Consider the following 16,723-nt stretch of genomic DNA (forward strand, 5'->3'; position numbering starts at 1 on the left):
CTCCCATCTTGAAATAATGATAGAGTATCACTATTTCAAAGGGGGAATTCGATGTTTGGCCGTAAATCAATAATCTCGGTTCTGGCAACAGGTATGCTATTATCAGCAGGAGCTGTTCATGCCCAAAAGCCTGTGGCGCCAAATGTACAGTCTGTGACCGCTTTTGACAACAAAGTAATCAAGAAAATCAGCGCAGACAATATGTACGATACGATCAAGTATCTATCAGCAATGCCGAGGGAAGCAGGCACACCGGGAGAAGTTCGCGGGGTCGAGTACATAGAAACCCAGTTTAAAAGCTTAGGCCTGGAAACGAAAAGAATCCCGTTCCCAATCTATGATTATAAGACAAATAAACAGCAGGCTACTGCAGATGGCGTGGACCTGAATGGACGTGCCTTTAGCGGCAGTGGGAGCGGAAAGGTGACAGCAGATCTTGTCAATGTAGGAAAAGCCATTGATGTTCAGGCTGATTTAACTGGTAAAATAGCCCTAGTGGAACGCGGTGATATTCCATTTGTTCAAAAAGTGAGAAATGTCGTTGCTAAAGGTGCGGTTGGAGTGCTTATGTATAACAGCGGTTCCGGCAATAGCTTCGGGCAGGCAGAAGGACAAGTCCCTGCTGTAGCCATTACTCGTGCACAAGGTCTTGAATTGGTCGATAAATTAAAGAACGGCCCGGTAGAGGCAACACTGGATGTTGACATTGAAAGAATCGAGAAAACATCCTATGTGGTTGAGGCTAAATTAAAGCCAAAGAAAGACAAGGACACAGGACAGATTGTCACAATCGGTGCACACCATGACTCCGTTCCAAATGGTCCGGGAGCCAATGACGATGCTTCCGGAGTTTCAGCTGTATTGGAGCTGGCAAGAATTTTTGCAAATACTCCGATTGATACGGAAGTCCGCTTCCTGACGTTCGGCTCTGAAGAAAGAGGAATGGTCGGTTCATCCTTTTATGTAGATCAGCTTCCACAGAGTGATATTGACCGCATAGTTGCCCACTTCCAGATGGATATGATTGGCGGTGCGGAAGCTGGCGAGGATCATCCATTAGGCGGACTGATCATGTACACCATTGACGGCCAGAAAAATCTTGTTACTGACTTAGGCGCATCATCCTCATCAAGAGTCTATGATGTGGCGATACCGTATGGACAGCTAGGAAGAAGTGACCATCAGCCATTCCATGACGTTGGCATTCCTTCTGCCCTCTTTATCCATTCACCTGTCGAGCCGCAATATCACCAGCCGACAGATACGATTGAACATATCAGCAAAGAAAAACTCCAGCAAGCCACATCAATCGTAGGGGCCGGAGCCTACCAAATCATCCGCCCGGAAACACCTGCACTTGATCGGGCACATGTTGCACCAGTATTAGTAGACTATGAATTTGAAGACCGTCCAGTAGATTAATGGGCCGGGGGGACAGACCCCCTGGCCCAAAATCAAAAAGGAGCCAAGGGGTCTGTCCCTTTGGCTCATAAGCCAGGGGTAAGCCAGGGGGACAGACCCCTTGGCCCAAACCAAAAGAGCCAAGGGGTCTGTCCCCTTGGCTCTTTCCTATCGTTTCAGCACGCTCTTAAAGTGAGTGAATGTATCAAAGCTGGCTTTCCCGTGATATGCTCCCATGCCGCTCGCGCCTACGCCTCCGAATGGAAGGTAGTGGGATGTCATGTGATTGATTGTATCGTTGATGGATCCTCCGCCGAAGGAGATTGTACCCAGAATTTCGTCCTGTACCGATTCATCATTTGAGAATAGATAGAGAGCGAGCGGTTTAGGGCGGTTCATGATCGGCTCAATGATTTCGTCCAGGCTATCATAGGTCATAACAGGCAGGATCGGTCCGAAGATTTCATCCTGCATGACGGCATCATCCCATGAGATGTTATCAAGAATCGTCGGTTCAATGAGGAGCTCTTCGCGGTTATGCTGACCGCCTGTCACAATGCTTCCGTTATCGAGGAAGCCGGCAAGGCGATCAAAATGGCGCCCGCTGACAACATGACCGAATCCAGGGTTCTCAACGATATTCTCGCCGAAAGCCGCTGTGATGACTTCTTTGAACAGGTTCATCAGTTCATCCTTCACGCTGCTGTGGACGAGAAGATAATCCGGTGCCACACAAGTTTGGCCGGCATTGGCGAATTTTCCGCGCACAATGCGCAGTGCGGCTTCGTTAAGGTCGGCATCTTTATGCACGATCGTCGGGCTTTTTCCGCCCAGCTCAAGCGTCGTTGGTGTAAGATGTTTGGCCGCAGCTTCGGCTACAATCTTGCCAACGCCGGTGCTGCCTGTGAAGAAGATATAGTCAAAATCTTCTTTCAGAAGAGCTGTGCTTGTTTCCACTTCACCTTCCACCACATGAAGATATTCTTCCGGGAAGTTGTCATTAATCAAAGCAGACAGCAGCGCAGATGTTTTCGGAGTCAGTTCCGATGGCTTCAGCACGGCTGTGTTCCCAGCGGCAATGGCGCCTACAAGCGGTGTCACGGCAAGCTGGAATGGGTAATTCCAAGGTGCAATCACCAGTGCGGCACCAAATGGCTCAGGCTTAATAAAGCTTCTGGCGCCTTCGTGGGACGCTGGCGTCGGCACTTCTTTCGTGGCTGCCCATTCTTCAAGATTTTCCAGCATAAAGTCAATCTCGCTGATAACCAGTCCAACTTCGGCACGCTTCGCTTCAAGCTCGGATTTATTCAAGTCCTGCTTCACAGCATCAAGAATATCCTGTTCATGCTTTTGCACAAGGGACTTTAATGTATTTAATGTTTGGAGCCGGAATGAAACGTTTTTCGTTTCTCCAGAACGGAAGTAGGCGCGTTGTTTATTCAAAAGCTCTTGATAGTTTTCCATCATGAACACTCCTTTGTATTTAATACTCTATTGATCTTTTATAGACAGGACCAATGCAGACGGGACTGTATTCTTCAATTCCCAGATGGATTGCCCAATAAGTTAATGCAGTAATTGTTGACTCGACATACTATAGTACAGAAATTTTTTATAAGCAAGGAACCTGCCCGGACCAGGGGGTCGGGTCCCTTGGCCCAAACTCAAAAAGAGCCAGGGGGTCTGTCCCCTTGGCTCTCTGCCCTTGGCTCTCCCAGCCACCGGGACAGACCCCCTGGCTCAAAAAACAAAAAAGCCAAGGGACCTGTCCCCTTGGCTCCCTCACCTCTAACTACGCATCAACGCACCATTAGGCTTGGGCAAATCCTGCTCGACTATTTGATTCATCTTACAAAAATGCTCAAAAAATTGCTGTGCATGCTCCCGTTCCTCTGGGTCACTTTTCAGCGAAACGATATCACGCAAAGTTTGAGCCATCCATGAGTTTTCAAAATAGCGGTATTTCCCTGTATTCCATGTCATTTTTTGAGGGGATTTTTCATTCACATAATATTCCCAGAAGGGCATTTTTTCTGATTCCTCTTCTGTAAGCTGGAGTCTGTATATTGAATGAGCCGGAATATTTCCATCTTCACAAAGCTTGCCAACAAACCTCTCCTTCACCATGTAGACACCTAAGATGCGCCTGTCTTTTTCAGGCTTACTGGGATCTACTGCTGTCAGCAGAACAGCACTATTTTGGTGCAGGCGGCTGGGTTTGTTTGGCTTCCCCTTGTTATTGCCGCTTTTAATAACACCGGAAAAAACCTTCCACTCTGAAAAAGAACGATCCTGTTCTTCTGCATCACACCAAAAAACCATTTGAGATTCTGGATGAAGCTTATGATTTTTCATAAGCTTTTCATATCCCAAGCGGAGTTCCTGGCTTTTCCGGTATCGATTCTTTTCTTCTTCCTTCTTCCTGTCTTCTTCCCTACGCTCATTTTCCTTGTTTTGTATAATCACATCGAGTGATTTAGTAATCATTTCATCATGCAGGATCAGATGCTCTCCAAATACATCAGGGAAAACAAACTTCTTCTTTTCCGATGCGAAATGTATCTCTATACTAGTATCATTATGTTCAACTATACTCCCCATACCAAACAACTTGTGCGTAACCTTCTTATTGATTAGATTCATTATTCTAATCCTCCTTATATTGTAGAAAAACCCAGGTGCTGTTTTTCATCCGACTAACTTTCCTAAAAGGCTGCACAATTGTTTAAGTTTCCTTTAGTTTGAAAAGGAAATAAAAAAATATCCGAAAAACCAATCTGCAAAACAATACAGCGGAATTCCGGATACGGCCAAACACGTATAAAGCTATCATAACATTTTTTGGATAAATTACAAATTTATAATTGACAACATATTTTATTCCGAGGTAAGATGAAAGTTTTATTTACACGAAAGAGGCCACAGGGTCAGGTCCCCTGGCCCAAAATCAAAAAGAGCCAAGGGGTCTGTCCCCCTGGCTCAATCCAAGGGGACAGACCCCTTGGCTCATCACATAAATCCCGAAAACCACAACCCCAACGTAGTTCCAACATAATTCCCAATAATATACCCCAACGTTCCGACCACAAGAATCGGTCCAATCAGATCCTTCCATCCTTTTGCAATGGCCATGGCTGCCGCAGTTGTTGGGCCGCCGACATTGGCATTGCTGGCCAGAAGGATTTCTTCAAGGTCATATTTCAACAGTTTTCCAGCAGTCAATGACACAGCCAGGTTCACCACTGCAATAATGAATACAAATACCAGCAGCAGCGGTGCGTTTTGAATAATCAGCGGGATGGATGCCGGGATCCCAATCACCACAAAGAACAAGTAAATGAGGAATGTACCGATTTCCTGGCTTCCGTTAATCGACTCAAAATATCTCGGAAACAGTGCAAGTGCCAGAAATGTTAATGTCGTCAGCATTAAGTAATTGTCACCGAATAATCCATTCAGCAAATTTAAAAAGAAAGAAGTATCCTCCCCGGAAGGAATCAATCCGTCCATGAATGCCGCAATCTTAAAAGAAACCACCACAAGAAGGAAAGCAGTTCCTACAGACAACGCAATATCCTTTAAAGATATATCCTTTCGTTCCCAAAAGCTTTCCGCGAGTGTCTTCCCATCTTCTCTGATTCCTCCGCTTTCCACTTTTTCCACATGCGGAGCCCTAAAGCGTCTTCTAAAAAAGCCCACAGCCGGAATCATCATCAGAACGATGAAGTAAATCGCCATCATTAAATTGTCTGCAACAACTGCCGAAGATACCATTTCCCCAGGCGCTTCAAATTTAGCTGCCATGGCCGCAAAGTTCACCCCGCCGCCAATATAAGAGGCACTAAGCATGGCACCGAGTTTATCCAGGACCGGTATATGATCCTTCAATAAAAAGAAACTAATAATTACCCCGGCAACCGTACCGATTGAACTGATCAGAAAAATAATCAGCAGCCTTCCGCTTTCCTTCCATATTCTCTTAAAATTCACATGAAACAGCAGCAGCGGAATGGCGAGCGGAATGATGAATGTCCAGATCGCATCATACACTGGCGACGCTGTAGGAATAATCCCGGTATTAGATAGAATAATAGCACCAATCAGCGCAATAATTGCACCTGAAATCTTCGCTGCCCAGCTGTAGCGCTGCTCCAAAATAATACTCGCCGAAGCCCACACCACAATAATCCCCCACAGCGTCACATAATCATCTGCTTTAATTAATGTTTCCTCCAAAACTTCTCCCCCTTTTCAGCATTTCTCTCACTACCGATATATTACCTACACAGAGCTGAAAATTCAAAATATTTGAGCCCAGGGTCGGAGCCAAGGGGTGAGCCAAGGGGTCAGACCCCCCGGCCCAAACACAAAAAAAGCCAAGGGGTTTGTCCCCCTGGCTCATTGCACAGATTCAACTAGCTCAAAAAAGTGTTTGGGGTCATGATTCTGATATAGCCTGATCCATGCCTGCAATGTTTCAGGTTTGAACACATCAAGCTGCTTCAGGACCTCTGCAGCAAATTCCAAGGGAGCTATGCCAGACGCCGTAACCAAATTCCCATCTGCTGCTGCCGGCTCATTTTGATAAAGCTTTTCTCCCGCATATAGGGGACAGACTGCTTTCAAGTATGAAAGATCATTGCTTGTGTGCCTTCTTTCATCCAGCAGCCCATTCTTTGCCAGGCCCAGGGTTGCACCGCAGATGGCGGCAACAGTGCTTCCCCTTTGCAGACATTTTGAAGCTTCTTCAAGTATGGGCTCGTGAATAGGATCGAGCCAGGTATCGCCGCCCGGAAGAATTAAGATATCATCACTTTTCAAACTGCACTCTTCCACAGACATAACAGGCTGAATACTCAACCCGCCCATTGTCTTAACAGCTTTTCTGGCCGGACCAACGCTCACTACCTCAATAGGCGCCACCTCTTTCCTGAAATACCTGCCCGAATTCAGCTCGGCAATCAGGTACCCTGCCTCCCAGTCTGACATTGTATCAAAAACATAAAGATAAGCTTTTCTTTTATTCATCATCAGGTCTCCTTATTAGTCATTGGATCCCCATTATAAAAAAACTTCACTGACATCCCATGTCAGTCTAGTTGCTTATTTCTGATAAAAATCTATCAATTCATTTAAGACAACCAGCATCTTCTGCTTCAAGCTGGCCGGCTCCAAAATTCGAAGCGATTGGCCATAAGGCAGCAGCAAGTGCGGCACATAAGTATGCAGGGCTTCTTTTTCCATAAGAAACTCCGCCTCTGCTGAAGTACGCTTTGTCATATGATGACCTAAAAACCAGTGCTGGCAAAAGTCATCCAGTGCGCTGGTGCTGCCGCTGACAACAAAGGGCACAAATTCCTGCGTTTGTTTTTTCTCAGGAAGCAGTTTGTTCATAAAAAATCCGCTGGCTGAAAAATCTGCTGGACGGTTAAAAGAGGTGCCGGTTTCAGCCAGACCAGCCATCCTCCCCACCCTGAAACTGCGAATCTCATTCCTCAAATGGCAAAAAGCAACCAGATACCAGCGGCCATTCCAATAAACAATACCGTAGGGATCAATCTTCCTCCGCTTAGGCTGGTCTTCACGGGCAGTATAATAGTCCATCTCCATCGAGACTTGATTGATGACTCCTTGCTCCAGCTCCTTTAATAATGAATCATCTGCAGACAGCTCTGGGACAGAACCGATCACATCCAGCCCTTCCACACGCTGCAGGACCAGGCTTTCCTGCTCCCGTGTTGAATACAGGGCCAGCTTTGAAGCAGCGGACTTCAATGCCTCTCCTGAAAAATACCCAGCTTCATTCGCCAAAGCAGCTGCTTGAAGCATGGCTGCCTTTTCCTCTGCACTGAACAGGAGAGGACTTTCTGTAAATTGCTGCAAAAGCGTATATCCTCCATGATGGCCGCCCTCCGCTATAATCGGGACACCACTAGCACAAAGAGCATCAATATACCGGTAAACCGTCCTGATATTAACCTCCAGTTTCTCAGCCATCTGCTTGGCAGTAGCCTTCCTCCCCGAGCTCAGCATCCAAAGAATCTGCAGCATCTGATCTATCTTAGCCATCTAAACTCACCCTTATGATTTATATTTGAATGCTAACCTGCTGTAACGGTCCGTGTATTACTGCCATTAGCATAACATGGTTGAGCCACGGGGTCAGACCCCTTGGCACAAACTCAAAGAGCCGAGGGGAAGAGCCAAGGGGTCAGACCCCCTGGCCCAATCTTAAAAAGAGCCAAGGGAACTGTCCCCCCCGGCCCAATCTCAAAAAGAGCCAAGGTACCTGTCCCCCCGGCTCCCCGCCCAACCCAACAAAAAAGCCAAGGGACCTGTCCCCTTGGCTCACCTATCCATCTCAACCGTTTCATTAACTCCTGCTTCTTCTGTATCCTGCCCTGTAATCCGTTTCAGCATAAAGACGGCTTTCTTTGTAAAGCTGCCGCTTTCCCAGTATTCGGCTGCTTCTGCCTTAACCTTGATTAGCACGACGTTTGGATCATCATAGGAAGTCTGCATGATCTTCTCATACATTTTGCTCCACAGTTCCTTCTTCTTCCCTATATCCTCAACGATCTCCGCTCTGCCGCGGACAGAAACATAGGATTTGCCTGCATATGCAACATTGACATCTTTGTCATGTAAAATTTCCTCATATTTATCCGTTTCTTTTTTGGTAAAAAACCATAGGTCCCCATCAAACTCGACTTCCTGCGTTTTCATCGGGCGGGAAACCAGCCCTTCATCAGAGACCGTTGTCAGCATGGCTGTGTCCACATCTTTAATTAAATCTCTCAGCGTTTCCATTTCTTCTTGTTTTAGCATATTTAACAATCCTCCATCTTCTCAAAGTTTATACACATATATTACCCTTCACACAATCTTTTAAAGCATTAGTCTGAAAAGCTAGAAATAATAGCCGGAATTCTATAATATGATTATTGAGACAATTAAAATAATTTAAAGGGGTAAGGGGAGTTATTTCATGGCACAAGATGTAAAACGCAATTATTATAAAGAATTAATTGATCTGCAGGATGCAGCAGGAGTCGAAGCCCAGCTTCAAACTTTACTTGAGGTTACTATCGATTCCGTTTCTGACCTGGAAAATTGGCTGAAGTCTGAAAAGGAATTAATGATCAAAATTGACGAGGCGATGACAGGCCATCAGGTTGATTTTTACCGTGACACAGAGGATGCGGATATCAAGTCGACTTATCTTCATGATCAGCAGGTCATCCAGCCGCTTTTGATGAAATATGAAGCGAAGCTGAACGAGAAGTTCTGTGAGTCTCCTTATGCAGCTCAATTAGATGACAAACGCTACGGCTTAATGCGCCGCGTTCGCGAGTCCAAGGTTAAACTGTTCAGAGAAGAAAACATTCCATTGATGGTAAGAGAGCAGGAGCTTTCCACGAAGTACAGCGAAATCATAGCAGGGCTGACCGTTGAATGGGATGGCGAGGAAAAGCCTTATCCGTTTATCCAGTCCCAGCTCGATAACCTGGACAGAAGCGTGCGGGAAAAAGCTTATCACGCCATGCTCTCAGCTCACCGCCAAATCAAGCCCGATATGGACAGCATCATGGACGAGCTTGTTCAGCTGCGCCATCAAATGGCTTTAAATGCAGGCTTTGAAAACTACCGTGATTATATGTTTGTGGTGAAAAATCGTGAGTACACAATCCAGGATTGCTATGATTTCCATGAAAATGTTGAGAAGCATATCATCCCTGCCTGGAACCGCCTCGCAGAGGTTTTCAAATCCAAGCTTGGCGTTGACACCTATCGCCCTTGGGATAACACCGCAAAATTGATGAAAAATCCGCCATACACCGAGGTATCTGATCTTATGGATGGCGTTTCTGAAATGCTGGGCAAGACCGATCCGTATTTTGCAGACCGTTTTGATTATATGAGAGAAAATGGGCTGCTGGATCTTGGAGACCGGAAAGGCAAAAGCCCTGGCGGTTTCTGCACCACCTTGTCTGTTTCAGGAGATACCTTTGTATTTGCAAACTTCAGTCCTTCCTTCTTCTCGCTGATCGCCCTCATCCATGAAATGGGCCATGCGGTAAATGGATACCTCGAGTTTGCTGAACACGGTCCTCTCGAAGAATACCAGCAGCGCATGGAAGTGGCAGAACTCTATTCTCATGGGATGGAACTGCTTTTACTCGACAAGCTCGACCGCTTCTATCCGGCAGAAGAAGACTTCAAGAGCGCACAGCGTGAAGAACTGAGACGGGCATTCACCATGCTCTACGGCCCTTTATCAGGAGACCTCTTCCAGCATTGGATGTATACAAATCCAAATCACACCGCCAAAGAGCGCGATGAAAAATACTTCGAAATTGCTAAACGATATGGCCTGAACCCAGTCGACACATCCGGTCTCGAAGACGTAATAGGCATTTTGTGGGCAGACACCCTGCACTACTTCCAAGTGCCTTTCTATAACATCGAATACTCCATCTCAATGCTTGGATCTCTCCAAATCCTTGAGAACTATCACAACAACCCGGAGCAAGCGGTGGAACTATTTAAAAAAGGTGCAGGTGCAGACTACAATCAATCCATTGCAGAAATCTATAAAGAAACCGGAGTCAGCTTCGACTTCTCAGAGCCAGCCGTTAAGCGGATGGGTGAATTTTTGGAGAAGGTTATTCAGGATATACATTGAGCAGTTGGGGCTCGGATGAGCCAGGGGGAGAGCCAGGGGGACAGACCCCTTGGCCCAGTCTCATAAAGAGCCAAGGGGTCTGTCCCCTTGGCTCTTTTCTACTACGGAGGTACCTATGAAAACTCACTACTATTTAGGCTGGTTTAACAGTCATTTTCCAGAGAATCTCAGCAAGGTGCTTCAGGAGGATATCATCGACAGAAAATCGCTTGTTATGATTAGCTCAAATCCATCAATTTATGAAGAAATCGGTGCCGCTGAACGCTCGTGGTTAGATCAGGCAGGTATTATGTTTGAAGAATATCATTTGATTAATCATTGTGTCGCCAAGGAAGAGGCCCATTCGTTAATTAAAAATGCTTCAGTCATATTCTTATTAGGCGGAAATACCGTTGAACAAAATAGGTTCCTGGCAGAATATGAGCTGTCGGATCCTATTAAAAAAAGCCGAGCCCTTGTAATGGGAGCCAGCGCTGGTGCGATCAATATGTCTGCTAAATGGTTATGCTCGAAAAACCTGGGTTATAACGTTGAAGACAGCACTCTGTACGATGGGATTGGCCTTGACGGATTTGCCGTCCTTTCCCACTTTGATCTTGAACACAACCTCGCGCTTGTTCAAAGCGAACTGTCATCCCTATCAGAAGACACGAATATCTATGCTTCCAACAAAGACTGCGCTGTGCGTGTTAAAGGAGGCAAAATCGACATTTTAGGCACTGCTTATTTGATTTCCCGATCAGAGATTCGGAGATTGGATGAAACTCTTTAGTTTGCTGTGATACGAGCCATGGGGACAGACCCCTTGGCGCAGTCTCAAGTAGAGCCAAGGGGTCTGTCCCCATGGTTCTTCCGTGGTTAACACAAAAAATGTGGAGTGATTAAGATGAGATTTTTAGGATTGATTTCATGTTTATCATTTACTCTTGTTTTAGCCGGATGTTTTGGGGAGGACTATGATTTTTCCCCGCCAAAAGTTTCCCTAGTTAACCTTGATGATATTAACCAAGAAACAGTATTAGCTGAAGCAAATGTTGAGTGGGATTCCGACGAACAATACAACAAGAAAACGGAGGATGTTCAAGCGTTAGCTAAGAAACAAGAAGTGATGTACTTCAATTCAGGCCAGAAAGTTCAATACCGCCTTGAAGATGGTCATTTTGATTCCGATGGAGTCAGTGTTTCCGTTTGGAAAAACGATAGTGAGACAAAACTGACATTAGAAAAAGGGCAATCTTTCTACTTACCAGAAGAAACTGGTGAATATATGATTGTGTTTGACCTTGACACAGATAAAGGCGATGCCCAGTATGTTGGAAGTATTGTCGTGGAGTGAGCCACCGGGACAGACCCCCTGGTCCAGTCACAAAAAGAGCCAAGGGGTCTGTCCCCCTGGCTCCTTATGGTTCAACACCCGGAAAATCAATGATAAATTCCGTGCCCACCCCTTCTTCGCTTTCTACTCTGATTTTCCCCTTGAAGGAATGGATGATTTGGTAGCTGACCATCATCCCGAGTCCTGTGCCTTTTTCCTTGAGAGAATAATAAGGCGATCCAAGGCGCTGGACCTGTTTCAGGTTCATGCCGATTCCCTGATCCTTGACGGCGATCCTGATGTGTCCATCGGCGGTTTGATGGCATGAAAGCGACACGGTCCCGCCATTCGGCATGGACTCCACTGCATTTTTCAAGATATTGAGCAGGGATTGGTTCAGCTTCTGGGGATCTGCTTTTATCCAGCAGTCATCCTGAATGTCGGTTTGAAATTCAACCTGCTGGTTCACGCTGAAAGTTCGAATCAGCGCTGCTGTACGTTTTAAATGTTCACTGACATTGACGGCTTTATATGTACTGATGGAAGGTTTGCCGAAAGTAAGAAAGTCGTTGATGATTTCATTGGCCCGGTCCAATTCTTCAATTGAAAGCTTGATGTATTCTCTTTTTGGATAAGGGAGATCGGGGTCATCAAGGAGCTGAAGAAAACCCCTGGTCACCTGCATAGGATTGCGGATCTCATGGGCAAACACACCGGTGAGTTCACTGATCACCCTGAATTTCTCCGAGTCCTGGACCTTCAGCCTGAGCTGATGGTTCTCACGGATTTTCTCAACTAATACTGTACAGAACCACGTAACGGCAACCGTAAAAAGCAGGTGGATACCCTGAACTTTCAACACGTTGCTATCCAAGCCATTCATGACCCCTGACACCACCATGCCACAGAGACAGTACAGGATCGATAATCCCGTTGCAATAATGATCCTTCGATCCTTATTCACACGTAAAAATAATCGCTGTACCGACAAAATGACCGGGAGCATAATGATTAACACTATGACAGTCGTCAAAAAACCCATGCTGATCCCGAAAGACAGGCGGTACAGAATGATCAGAGCTGTCAGAAACACGCCGGACCACATTCCGAGGTATAACGTTCCAAATAAAAGAGGGATAAACCGGATATCGAGCCGTGCTCCCTCAACGTATTCCACAGGAAAGGACATGCACAACAGGATGGACAATCCCCACAAAAGAGTCATGAACATCTTGATGGACCGGTCCTCTTTCACCTTCTCCAGAATAAACGTAAAGTAACTGAAGATCGGGATCACCATGAGTGTCAATTGCAGCAGGAAATCTTTCACTATACTCATCTGGGCACCATTCGCCTTCTATTATATGTACAATATATTTTAGCAAAAATTCACACATTTTGGGTGTTCTTGTCTTTTTTTTCGAGCCAGGGGGACAGACCCCCTGGCCCAGCCTCAAAAAGAGCCGAGGGGTCTGTCCCCCTGGCTTCCCACAAAATTGAAACTATACCCTCTGTAAAACGTAAATAAAGTTAATAACATTCTTCGGAGGGTGAATATGGATAATCAGCGGGTTGAGGATCTTAACAATATCCTTGAAGAAATCAGAGAAAAGGCTGATGAAAAAACGGCTGCAAAACTTGAATTGGATAAATGCAAAAGAATCATTCAAAGGCTAAATTCCTTCTCAACAGATTGTGAAAAATGTTATCAGCATTTTTTAGGGTTAGAAAATCATCTGATCCAGCTTAATGGCAAAGCAGACCATCTTACAGAAGATGAGATCAAACATCATAAAAAACTAATTGACACCATCAGCTCCCATCTGCAAAAGCAGCACAAACTGGTAGCGCGCGGGTATTATCTGGCATTATATATGTCCATTGGCATAAGTATAGGCACAGCCCTAGGACTTGTTGTATTTGATAATCTTGCACTGGGCCTGCCGCTCGGAATGTGTATGGGTATAGCAATTGGCACAGGACTGGATGAGGGTGCTAAGAAAAAGGGGATGACCCTTTAGGGTATTAAAATAGGCAAGGTAACATACACCGACAGAGACGTCGCTTAAAATCCACAGGGACAGACCCCTCGGCCCAGCAAAAAGAGCCAAGGGGTCTGTCCCCCTGGCTCATTAATTCCGCACACTCCAATAAATTTCCGTAGTTTCGCTGCAATAAAAACCTTCTAGATCACATAAATCCACTAGTTTATTTACGGTTTTTTTGTTTGAGCACAGTAACGAAAAGTGGCTATCCCAGTGAGTAGTCAGCAGTATATTGTTATCGTGAGTGAACAGGTTCTTATCTTCAATTTCAAGGAGGTTAGCATCTTCTATTAAGTCATCAATGTATTCTAATTTTCTTTTTGTACAAAATTCATCTCCACGCCATATCCAGTCATATCCTATATTCTTTATCCCTTGAAGTAACCTATCAATAATAAGCTCCGGGAAATAACCCTCAGGCGGGTAAATGATTTTGTGCTGATCACATGTGTCATGAATAATCTTCGCTATCTCTTCGTTCGCATATGTTTTATTTAGACCTAAGATCATAGTTCTCAGTCCAATATCTAAATCTTTATAGCTGGTGATATTGGAAATCTCCAAGAAACGCTTCCACGAAATCTTTTCACAATGGTCCCTAATTTCACTTTTAGACGGATATGTATCCGGATTGAATAAGTCGTAATCAATTGTCTGAGGTTTAAAGAATGGATGGAAAAAGATAAAAACTTCTTCAAAGACTCCTTCATAGAATTTTTTAATTGGCATATCCGCAGGTGAACAAACAGCATACTTGTGTGGTTCAGGTGCCTTCCTCATTTAGCCATTAATCCTCACTCTTCTCCTAAATGATTATTCTTGCTTAATTCCAAAATTTTGTTCCGTTATACTGCCTATTTTACATGAAGAGAACTTAACATAAAAAGGCCTAAACCTTCTGAGATTAAAGCCCCCGATATTTCAAGAAGAATTTATAATAATGGGAAAATATTCGACAAATCGATAAATTCTAGTTCAGCTTCTGCTTCTGCTTTCGAACGATAAACATGAATTTTATCATTGGGTTTCATGTTGTCTTGCCATGTTCCTATATTACTCAGAAAATCTTCTACGTTTTCAAAAATTATAAAGCACTCTAAATCCCTATTGATATAACAAATTGGTGCGTCACTTTCCGAATCACACTGTTGATAAACAGTTCCGATAAATCCACCTTTACTATCTTTTGCCATAATATCTACATGTGGAACCGTAAAAAACTCTAAATGCGGAATATCATCGTCAAAGATAAATTGAATATCATAATCGTTAGCGTATCTTTGATACTCCTCATTTCTATCATGAACACCCATTGAATAAATGGTTGTTCCTGCTGATATAATCTCAGTATCTTCTAAATTAACACCTATGGCTCCAGAGAATGCTGTTCTATCTAGATAAATTTTTCGCATATAACCCCATTTAATCTTATTTTAAAGTAAAATGCTCATTACTTTTGTGATTTTATTAAACTAACCTGCCCCGTTGGTGACACAAGAAAAAACTGCCATAAATGACAGTCAGCCTTTCAACTTTAATTTTGGCTCGTCCCATTTATGTCGTTAGATACCTTTTCAAAACATATATTAACTGTTCTTTGGTTTGAGCGGGTTCTATGCATGGTATTAGCTGGAATTGTAAAAATTTCACCTGGCTTTAGAGAAACTGTTTTATTATTTTCCAAATCAATAAACAGTTCACCTTCCAAAACGTAAAACAATTCATCACAATCTGCGTGCTTATGCCAGTGAAATTCCCCATCTATCACAGCTATACGAAGAGCATGGTCATTTACTTCGCTTACAATAAAATTGGTGTACTCATTTTTATCCTGTGTTAATTTGTGTAAGTTAAAGACCTCTAACTGTCCTTTGTGCTGCATATTCTTCTCCTTTTAGCCTTTTATTCTTTTACCAAATTCGACAGGAATGTCAAAAAAACCTTCCTTAACCTGCCCCTATCGCTCAATAGAACTGAGACGATACGGCATCCCCTGTTCTTAACTATCACACCGGTCAGTACTTTCACTTTTTATTCTCTTTCTGAATCTCCCGCCACTCTTCAGAGTAGTCGGGATTTTTAATTCTTATTTCTTCTGAAATAATCTCCATATTACTTAAATCATATTTAACTAAATAATTTCCTAAAGGAGAATTTTTTTTGCCAATCCTCTATCACATGGGACTATACCTTCTGGACGAGCCAAGGGGTCTGTCCCCCTGGCTCCTGAACTAACACGCTGTCCTTTTATGGTAAAAGAAAAGCCGCCTCGCTGTGGCAGCTGATTGAACTGAGTATAGAAAAAGAAAGTCACTAAACGTTATATGCGGTCATTCCTTCACTAATTTGATACTTTCTGTTTTTTCATTCCATTCAACGGTCATTGTAATCACAGTACCTTCTTGGATAAACGCACACCCACTGCACATATCTCCAAAATCATGACTTTGCAGAACCCCGCCATTAGACAAGCCAAGGGGACAGACCCCTTGGCCCAATTTCAAAAAGAGCCAAGGGACCTGTCCCCTTGGCTCATATTTATTAACCTTATCATTTATTGAAAGGCCGGGAATGTCAGTTGGTCAAGCCAGCAAGGACGAAGACGCTTTGTCCCTAAGTTTCGATAGCTCAGCGGCTTATCTGTGGTACGCTTTTTGCCCTCAGGCTAAAGAGATTAACAGAGACAAAGTCCCCAGCCTAGCCACAAAAAGAGCCAAGGGGTCTGTCCCCCTGGCTCTAATCCTTTGGTTGATTCCTGACTGAAGATTCTTTCTTAGTCATTCTATGCTTAGATTGTTCTAAATCGAAATTCTGCTCAATTCTTACTAGCGTATCAATTAATTCCTCATCTGCGTCTTGTGCAATGCGTTCTAACCTTTTAATAATTCTCTCTGCTGCCTGCATATCGATTCCATCATTGCGTATTGTTATCGTTTGTATTAGATATGATTTAACCCGATCAACGTCTCTCAGTATATTTGTCAATAACTTAAATAGCTCTTTATTCACGACCCTCCACCCTTTTTTAATCTGAACTGTGATTTTGTTATTTCCTTTACCCACGATGCCAATGACTTATGCAAAGCAGACTTTAGTATCCAACTATTTCCTTATACTCTCCGGGTTATCCGTAGAACGGCATCTAAAGAGCCACAGGAATCGAGTAGGAGGAACGTCACCGTGCCGACCTCTCACAGCACCGTACGTACCGTTCGGTATACGGCGCCTCGAAAGTTTTATGAAATGATTATTTGTAATGATTTCAAGCCTAGCTGT

16 protein-coding genes are annotated in these 16,723 nt (G+C 44.2%); 5 read left to right on the top strand and 11 right to left on the bottom strand.

The features are described from left to right. Positions 1–51: 51 nt before the first annotated feature. Entirely contained in the window at positions 52–1,422 is a 1,371-nt protein-coding gene (locus LCM00_RS23840) for a M28 family peptidase (RefSeq protein WP_224906692.1), read from the top strand. Between the two features lie 147 nt (positions 1,423–1,569). Here the strand turns inward: LCM00_RS23840 and LCM00_RS23845 are convergent, their stop codons facing one another. The 6 genes from LCM00_RS23845 to LCM00_RS23870 all read right to left on the bottom strand — a co-directional run bounded on the left by LCM00_RS23845 (position 1,570) and on the right by LCM00_RS23870 (position 8,238). Further along, positions 1,570–2,865 carry an aldehyde dehydrogenase gene (locus LCM00_RS23845; RefSeq protein WP_224906694.1) on the bottom strand — a complete coding sequence of 432 codons (1,296 nt, stop codon included), beginning with the start codon at positions 2,863–2,865 and terminating at the stop codon, positions 1,570–1,572. A 324-nt stretch (positions 2,866–3,189) separates the two neighbouring features. Continuing rightward, positions 3,190–4,044 carry a malate synthase gene (locus tag LCM00_RS23850; protein WP_224906696.1) on the bottom strand — a complete coding sequence of 285 codons (855 nt, stop codon included), beginning with the start codon at positions 4,042–4,044 and terminating at the stop codon, positions 3,190–3,192. 366 nt (positions 4,045–4,410) lie between these two features. Then, complete coding sequence (locus LCM00_RS23855) at positions 4,411–5,637, bottom strand: DUF819 family protein (RefSeq protein WP_224906698.1); 1,227 nt, start codon at positions 5,635–5,637, stop codon at positions 4,411–4,413. A gap of 162 nt (positions 5,638–5,799) precedes the next feature. Continuing rightward, a complete protein-coding gene (locus LCM00_RS23860) occupies positions 5,800–6,429 on the bottom strand; it encodes a type 1 glutamine amidotransferase family protein (RefSeq protein ID WP_224906700.1) in 630 nt (209 codons plus the stop codon). Between the two features lie 75 nt (positions 6,430–6,504). Further along, on the bottom strand, positions 6,505–7,470 hold the full coding sequence (locus LCM00_RS23865) for a helix-turn-helix transcriptional regulator (RefSeq protein WP_224906702.1): 966 nt from the start codon (positions 7,468–7,470) through the stop codon (positions 6,505–6,507). A gap of 279 nt (positions 7,471–7,749) precedes the next feature. Further along, a complete protein-coding gene (locus LCM00_RS23870; RefSeq protein ID WP_224906704.1) occupies positions 7,750–8,238 on the bottom strand; it encodes a pyridoxamine 5'-phosphate oxidase family protein in 489 nt (162 codons plus the stop codon). Between the two features lie 151 nt (positions 8,239–8,389). Here LCM00_RS23870 and LCM00_RS23875 point away from each other — a divergent pair, with 151 nt between their 5' ends. The 3 genes from LCM00_RS23875 to LCM00_RS23885 all read left to right on the top strand — a co-directional run bounded on the left by LCM00_RS23875 (position 8,390) and on the right by LCM00_RS23885 (position 11,423). Continuing rightward, complete coding sequence (locus tag LCM00_RS23875) at positions 8,390–10,087, top strand: M3 family oligoendopeptidase (protein WP_224906706.1); 1,698 nt, start codon at positions 8,390–8,392, stop codon at positions 10,085–10,087. A 115-nt stretch (positions 10,088–10,202) separates the two neighbouring features. Next, on the top strand, positions 10,203–10,859 hold the full coding sequence (locus tag LCM00_RS23880) for a Type 1 glutamine amidotransferase-like domain-containing protein (protein ID WP_224906708.1): 657 nt from the start codon (positions 10,203–10,205) through the stop codon (positions 10,857–10,859). 114 nt (positions 10,860–10,973) lie between these two features. Continuing rightward, positions 10,974–11,423 carry a hypothetical protein gene (locus tag LCM00_RS23885; RefSeq protein WP_224906711.1) on the top strand — a complete coding sequence of 150 codons (450 nt, stop codon included), beginning with the start codon at positions 10,974–10,976 and terminating at the stop codon, positions 11,421–11,423. Positions 11,424–11,487: 64 nt separating this feature from the next. Here the strand turns inward: LCM00_RS23885 and LCM00_RS23890 are convergent, their stop codons facing one another. After that, positions 11,488–12,741 (bottom strand): ATP-binding protein, encoded by a 1,254-nt coding sequence (locus LCM00_RS23890; protein ID WP_224906713.1) that lies wholly within the window; start codon positions 12,739–12,741, stop codon positions 11,488–11,490. 217 nt (positions 12,742–12,958) lie between these two features. Here LCM00_RS23890 and LCM00_RS23895 point away from each other — a divergent pair, with 217 nt between their 5' ends. Next, entirely contained in the window at positions 12,959–13,423 is a 465-nt protein-coding gene (locus LCM00_RS23895; RefSeq protein WP_224906715.1) for a hypothetical protein, read from the top strand. A gap of 111 nt (positions 13,424–13,534) precedes the next feature. Here LCM00_RS23895 and LCM00_RS23900 read toward each other — a convergent pair whose 3' ends face one another. The 4 genes from LCM00_RS23900 to LCM00_RS23915 all read right to left on the bottom strand — a co-directional run bounded on the left by LCM00_RS23900 (position 13,535) and on the right by LCM00_RS23915 (position 16,456). Next, positions 13,535–14,227 carry a DUF2711 family protein gene (locus tag LCM00_RS23900; protein WP_224906716.1) on the bottom strand — a complete coding sequence of 231 codons (693 nt, stop codon included), beginning with the start codon at positions 14,225–14,227 and terminating at the stop codon, positions 13,535–13,537. Between the two features lie 152 nt (positions 14,228–14,379). Continuing rightward, entirely contained in the window at positions 14,380–14,859 is a 480-nt protein-coding gene (locus LCM00_RS23905) for a hypothetical protein (RefSeq protein WP_224906718.1), read from the bottom strand. Between the two features lie 122 nt (positions 14,860–14,981). Then, entirely contained in the window at positions 14,982–15,329 is a 348-nt protein-coding gene (locus LCM00_RS23910; RefSeq protein ID WP_224906720.1) for a cupin domain-containing protein, read from the bottom strand. Between the two features lie 854 nt (positions 15,330–16,183). Next, the gene (locus LCM00_RS23915) at positions 16,184–16,456 is read right to left on the bottom strand and encodes a hypothetical protein (protein ID WP_224906722.1); all 273 of its coding nucleotides are present in this window, start codon (positions 16,454–16,456) and stop codon (positions 16,184–16,186) included. Positions 16,457–16,723 lie beyond the last annotated feature (267 nt).

The sequence above is a fragment of the Bacillus infantis genome, assembly GCF_020171945.1.
Lineage (GTDB): Bacteria > Bacillota > Bacilli > Bacillales > Cytobacillaceae > Bacillus_AB > Bacillus_AB infantis_A.

What these genes read in the sequence shown, in the direction of transcription:
- LCM00_RS23840 (WP_224906692.1), top strand. Translation starts at nt 52, where the DNA reads ATGTTTGGCCGTAAATCAATAATCTCGGTTCTGGCAACAGGTATGCTA.
- LCM00_RS23845 (WP_224906694.1), bottom strand. Translation starts at nt 2,865, where the DNA reads ATGGAAAACTATCAAGAGCTTTTGAATAAACAACGCGCCTACTTCCGT.
- LCM00_RS23850 (WP_224906696.1), bottom strand. Translation starts at nt 4,044, where the DNA reads ATGAATCTAATCAATAAGAAGGTTACGCACAAGTTGTTTGGTATGGGG.
- LCM00_RS23860 (WP_224906700.1), bottom strand. Translation starts at nt 6,429, where the DNA reads ATGAATAAAAGAAAAGCTTATCTTTATGTTTTTGATACAATGTCAGAC.
- LCM00_RS23865 (WP_224906702.1), bottom strand. Translation starts at nt 7,470, where the DNA reads ATGGCTAAGATAGATCAGATGCTGCAGATTCTTTGGATGCTGAGCTCG.
- LCM00_RS23875 (WP_224906706.1), top strand. Translation starts at nt 8,390, where the DNA reads ATGGCACAAGATGTAAAACGCAATTATTATAAAGAATTAATTGATCTG.
- LCM00_RS23880 (WP_224906708.1), top strand. Translation starts at nt 10,203, where the DNA reads ATGAAAACTCACTACTATTTAGGCTGGTTTAACAGTCATTTTCCAGAG.
- LCM00_RS23885 (WP_224906711.1), top strand. Translation starts at nt 10,974, where the DNA reads ATGAGATTTTTAGGATTGATTTCATGTTTATCATTTACTCTTGTTTTA.
- LCM00_RS23890 (WP_224906713.1), bottom strand. Translation starts at nt 12,741, where the DNA reads ATGAGTATAGTGAAAGATTTCCTGCTGCAATTGACACTCATGGTGATC.
- LCM00_RS23895 (WP_224906715.1), top strand. Translation starts at nt 12,959, where the DNA reads ATGGATAATCAGCGGGTTGAGGATCTTAACAATATCCTTGAAGAAATC.
- LCM00_RS23900 (WP_224906716.1), bottom strand. Translation starts at nt 14,227, where the DNA reads ATGAGGAAGGCACCTGAACCACACAAGTATGCTGTTTGTTCACCTGCG.
- LCM00_RS23905 (WP_224906718.1), bottom strand. Translation starts at nt 14,859, where the DNA reads ATGCGAAAAATTTATCTAGATAGAACAGCATTCTCTGGAGCCATAGGT.
- LCM00_RS23910 (WP_224906720.1), bottom strand. Translation starts at nt 15,329, where the DNA reads ATGCAGCACAAAGGACAGTTAGAGGTCTTTAACTTACACAAATTAACA.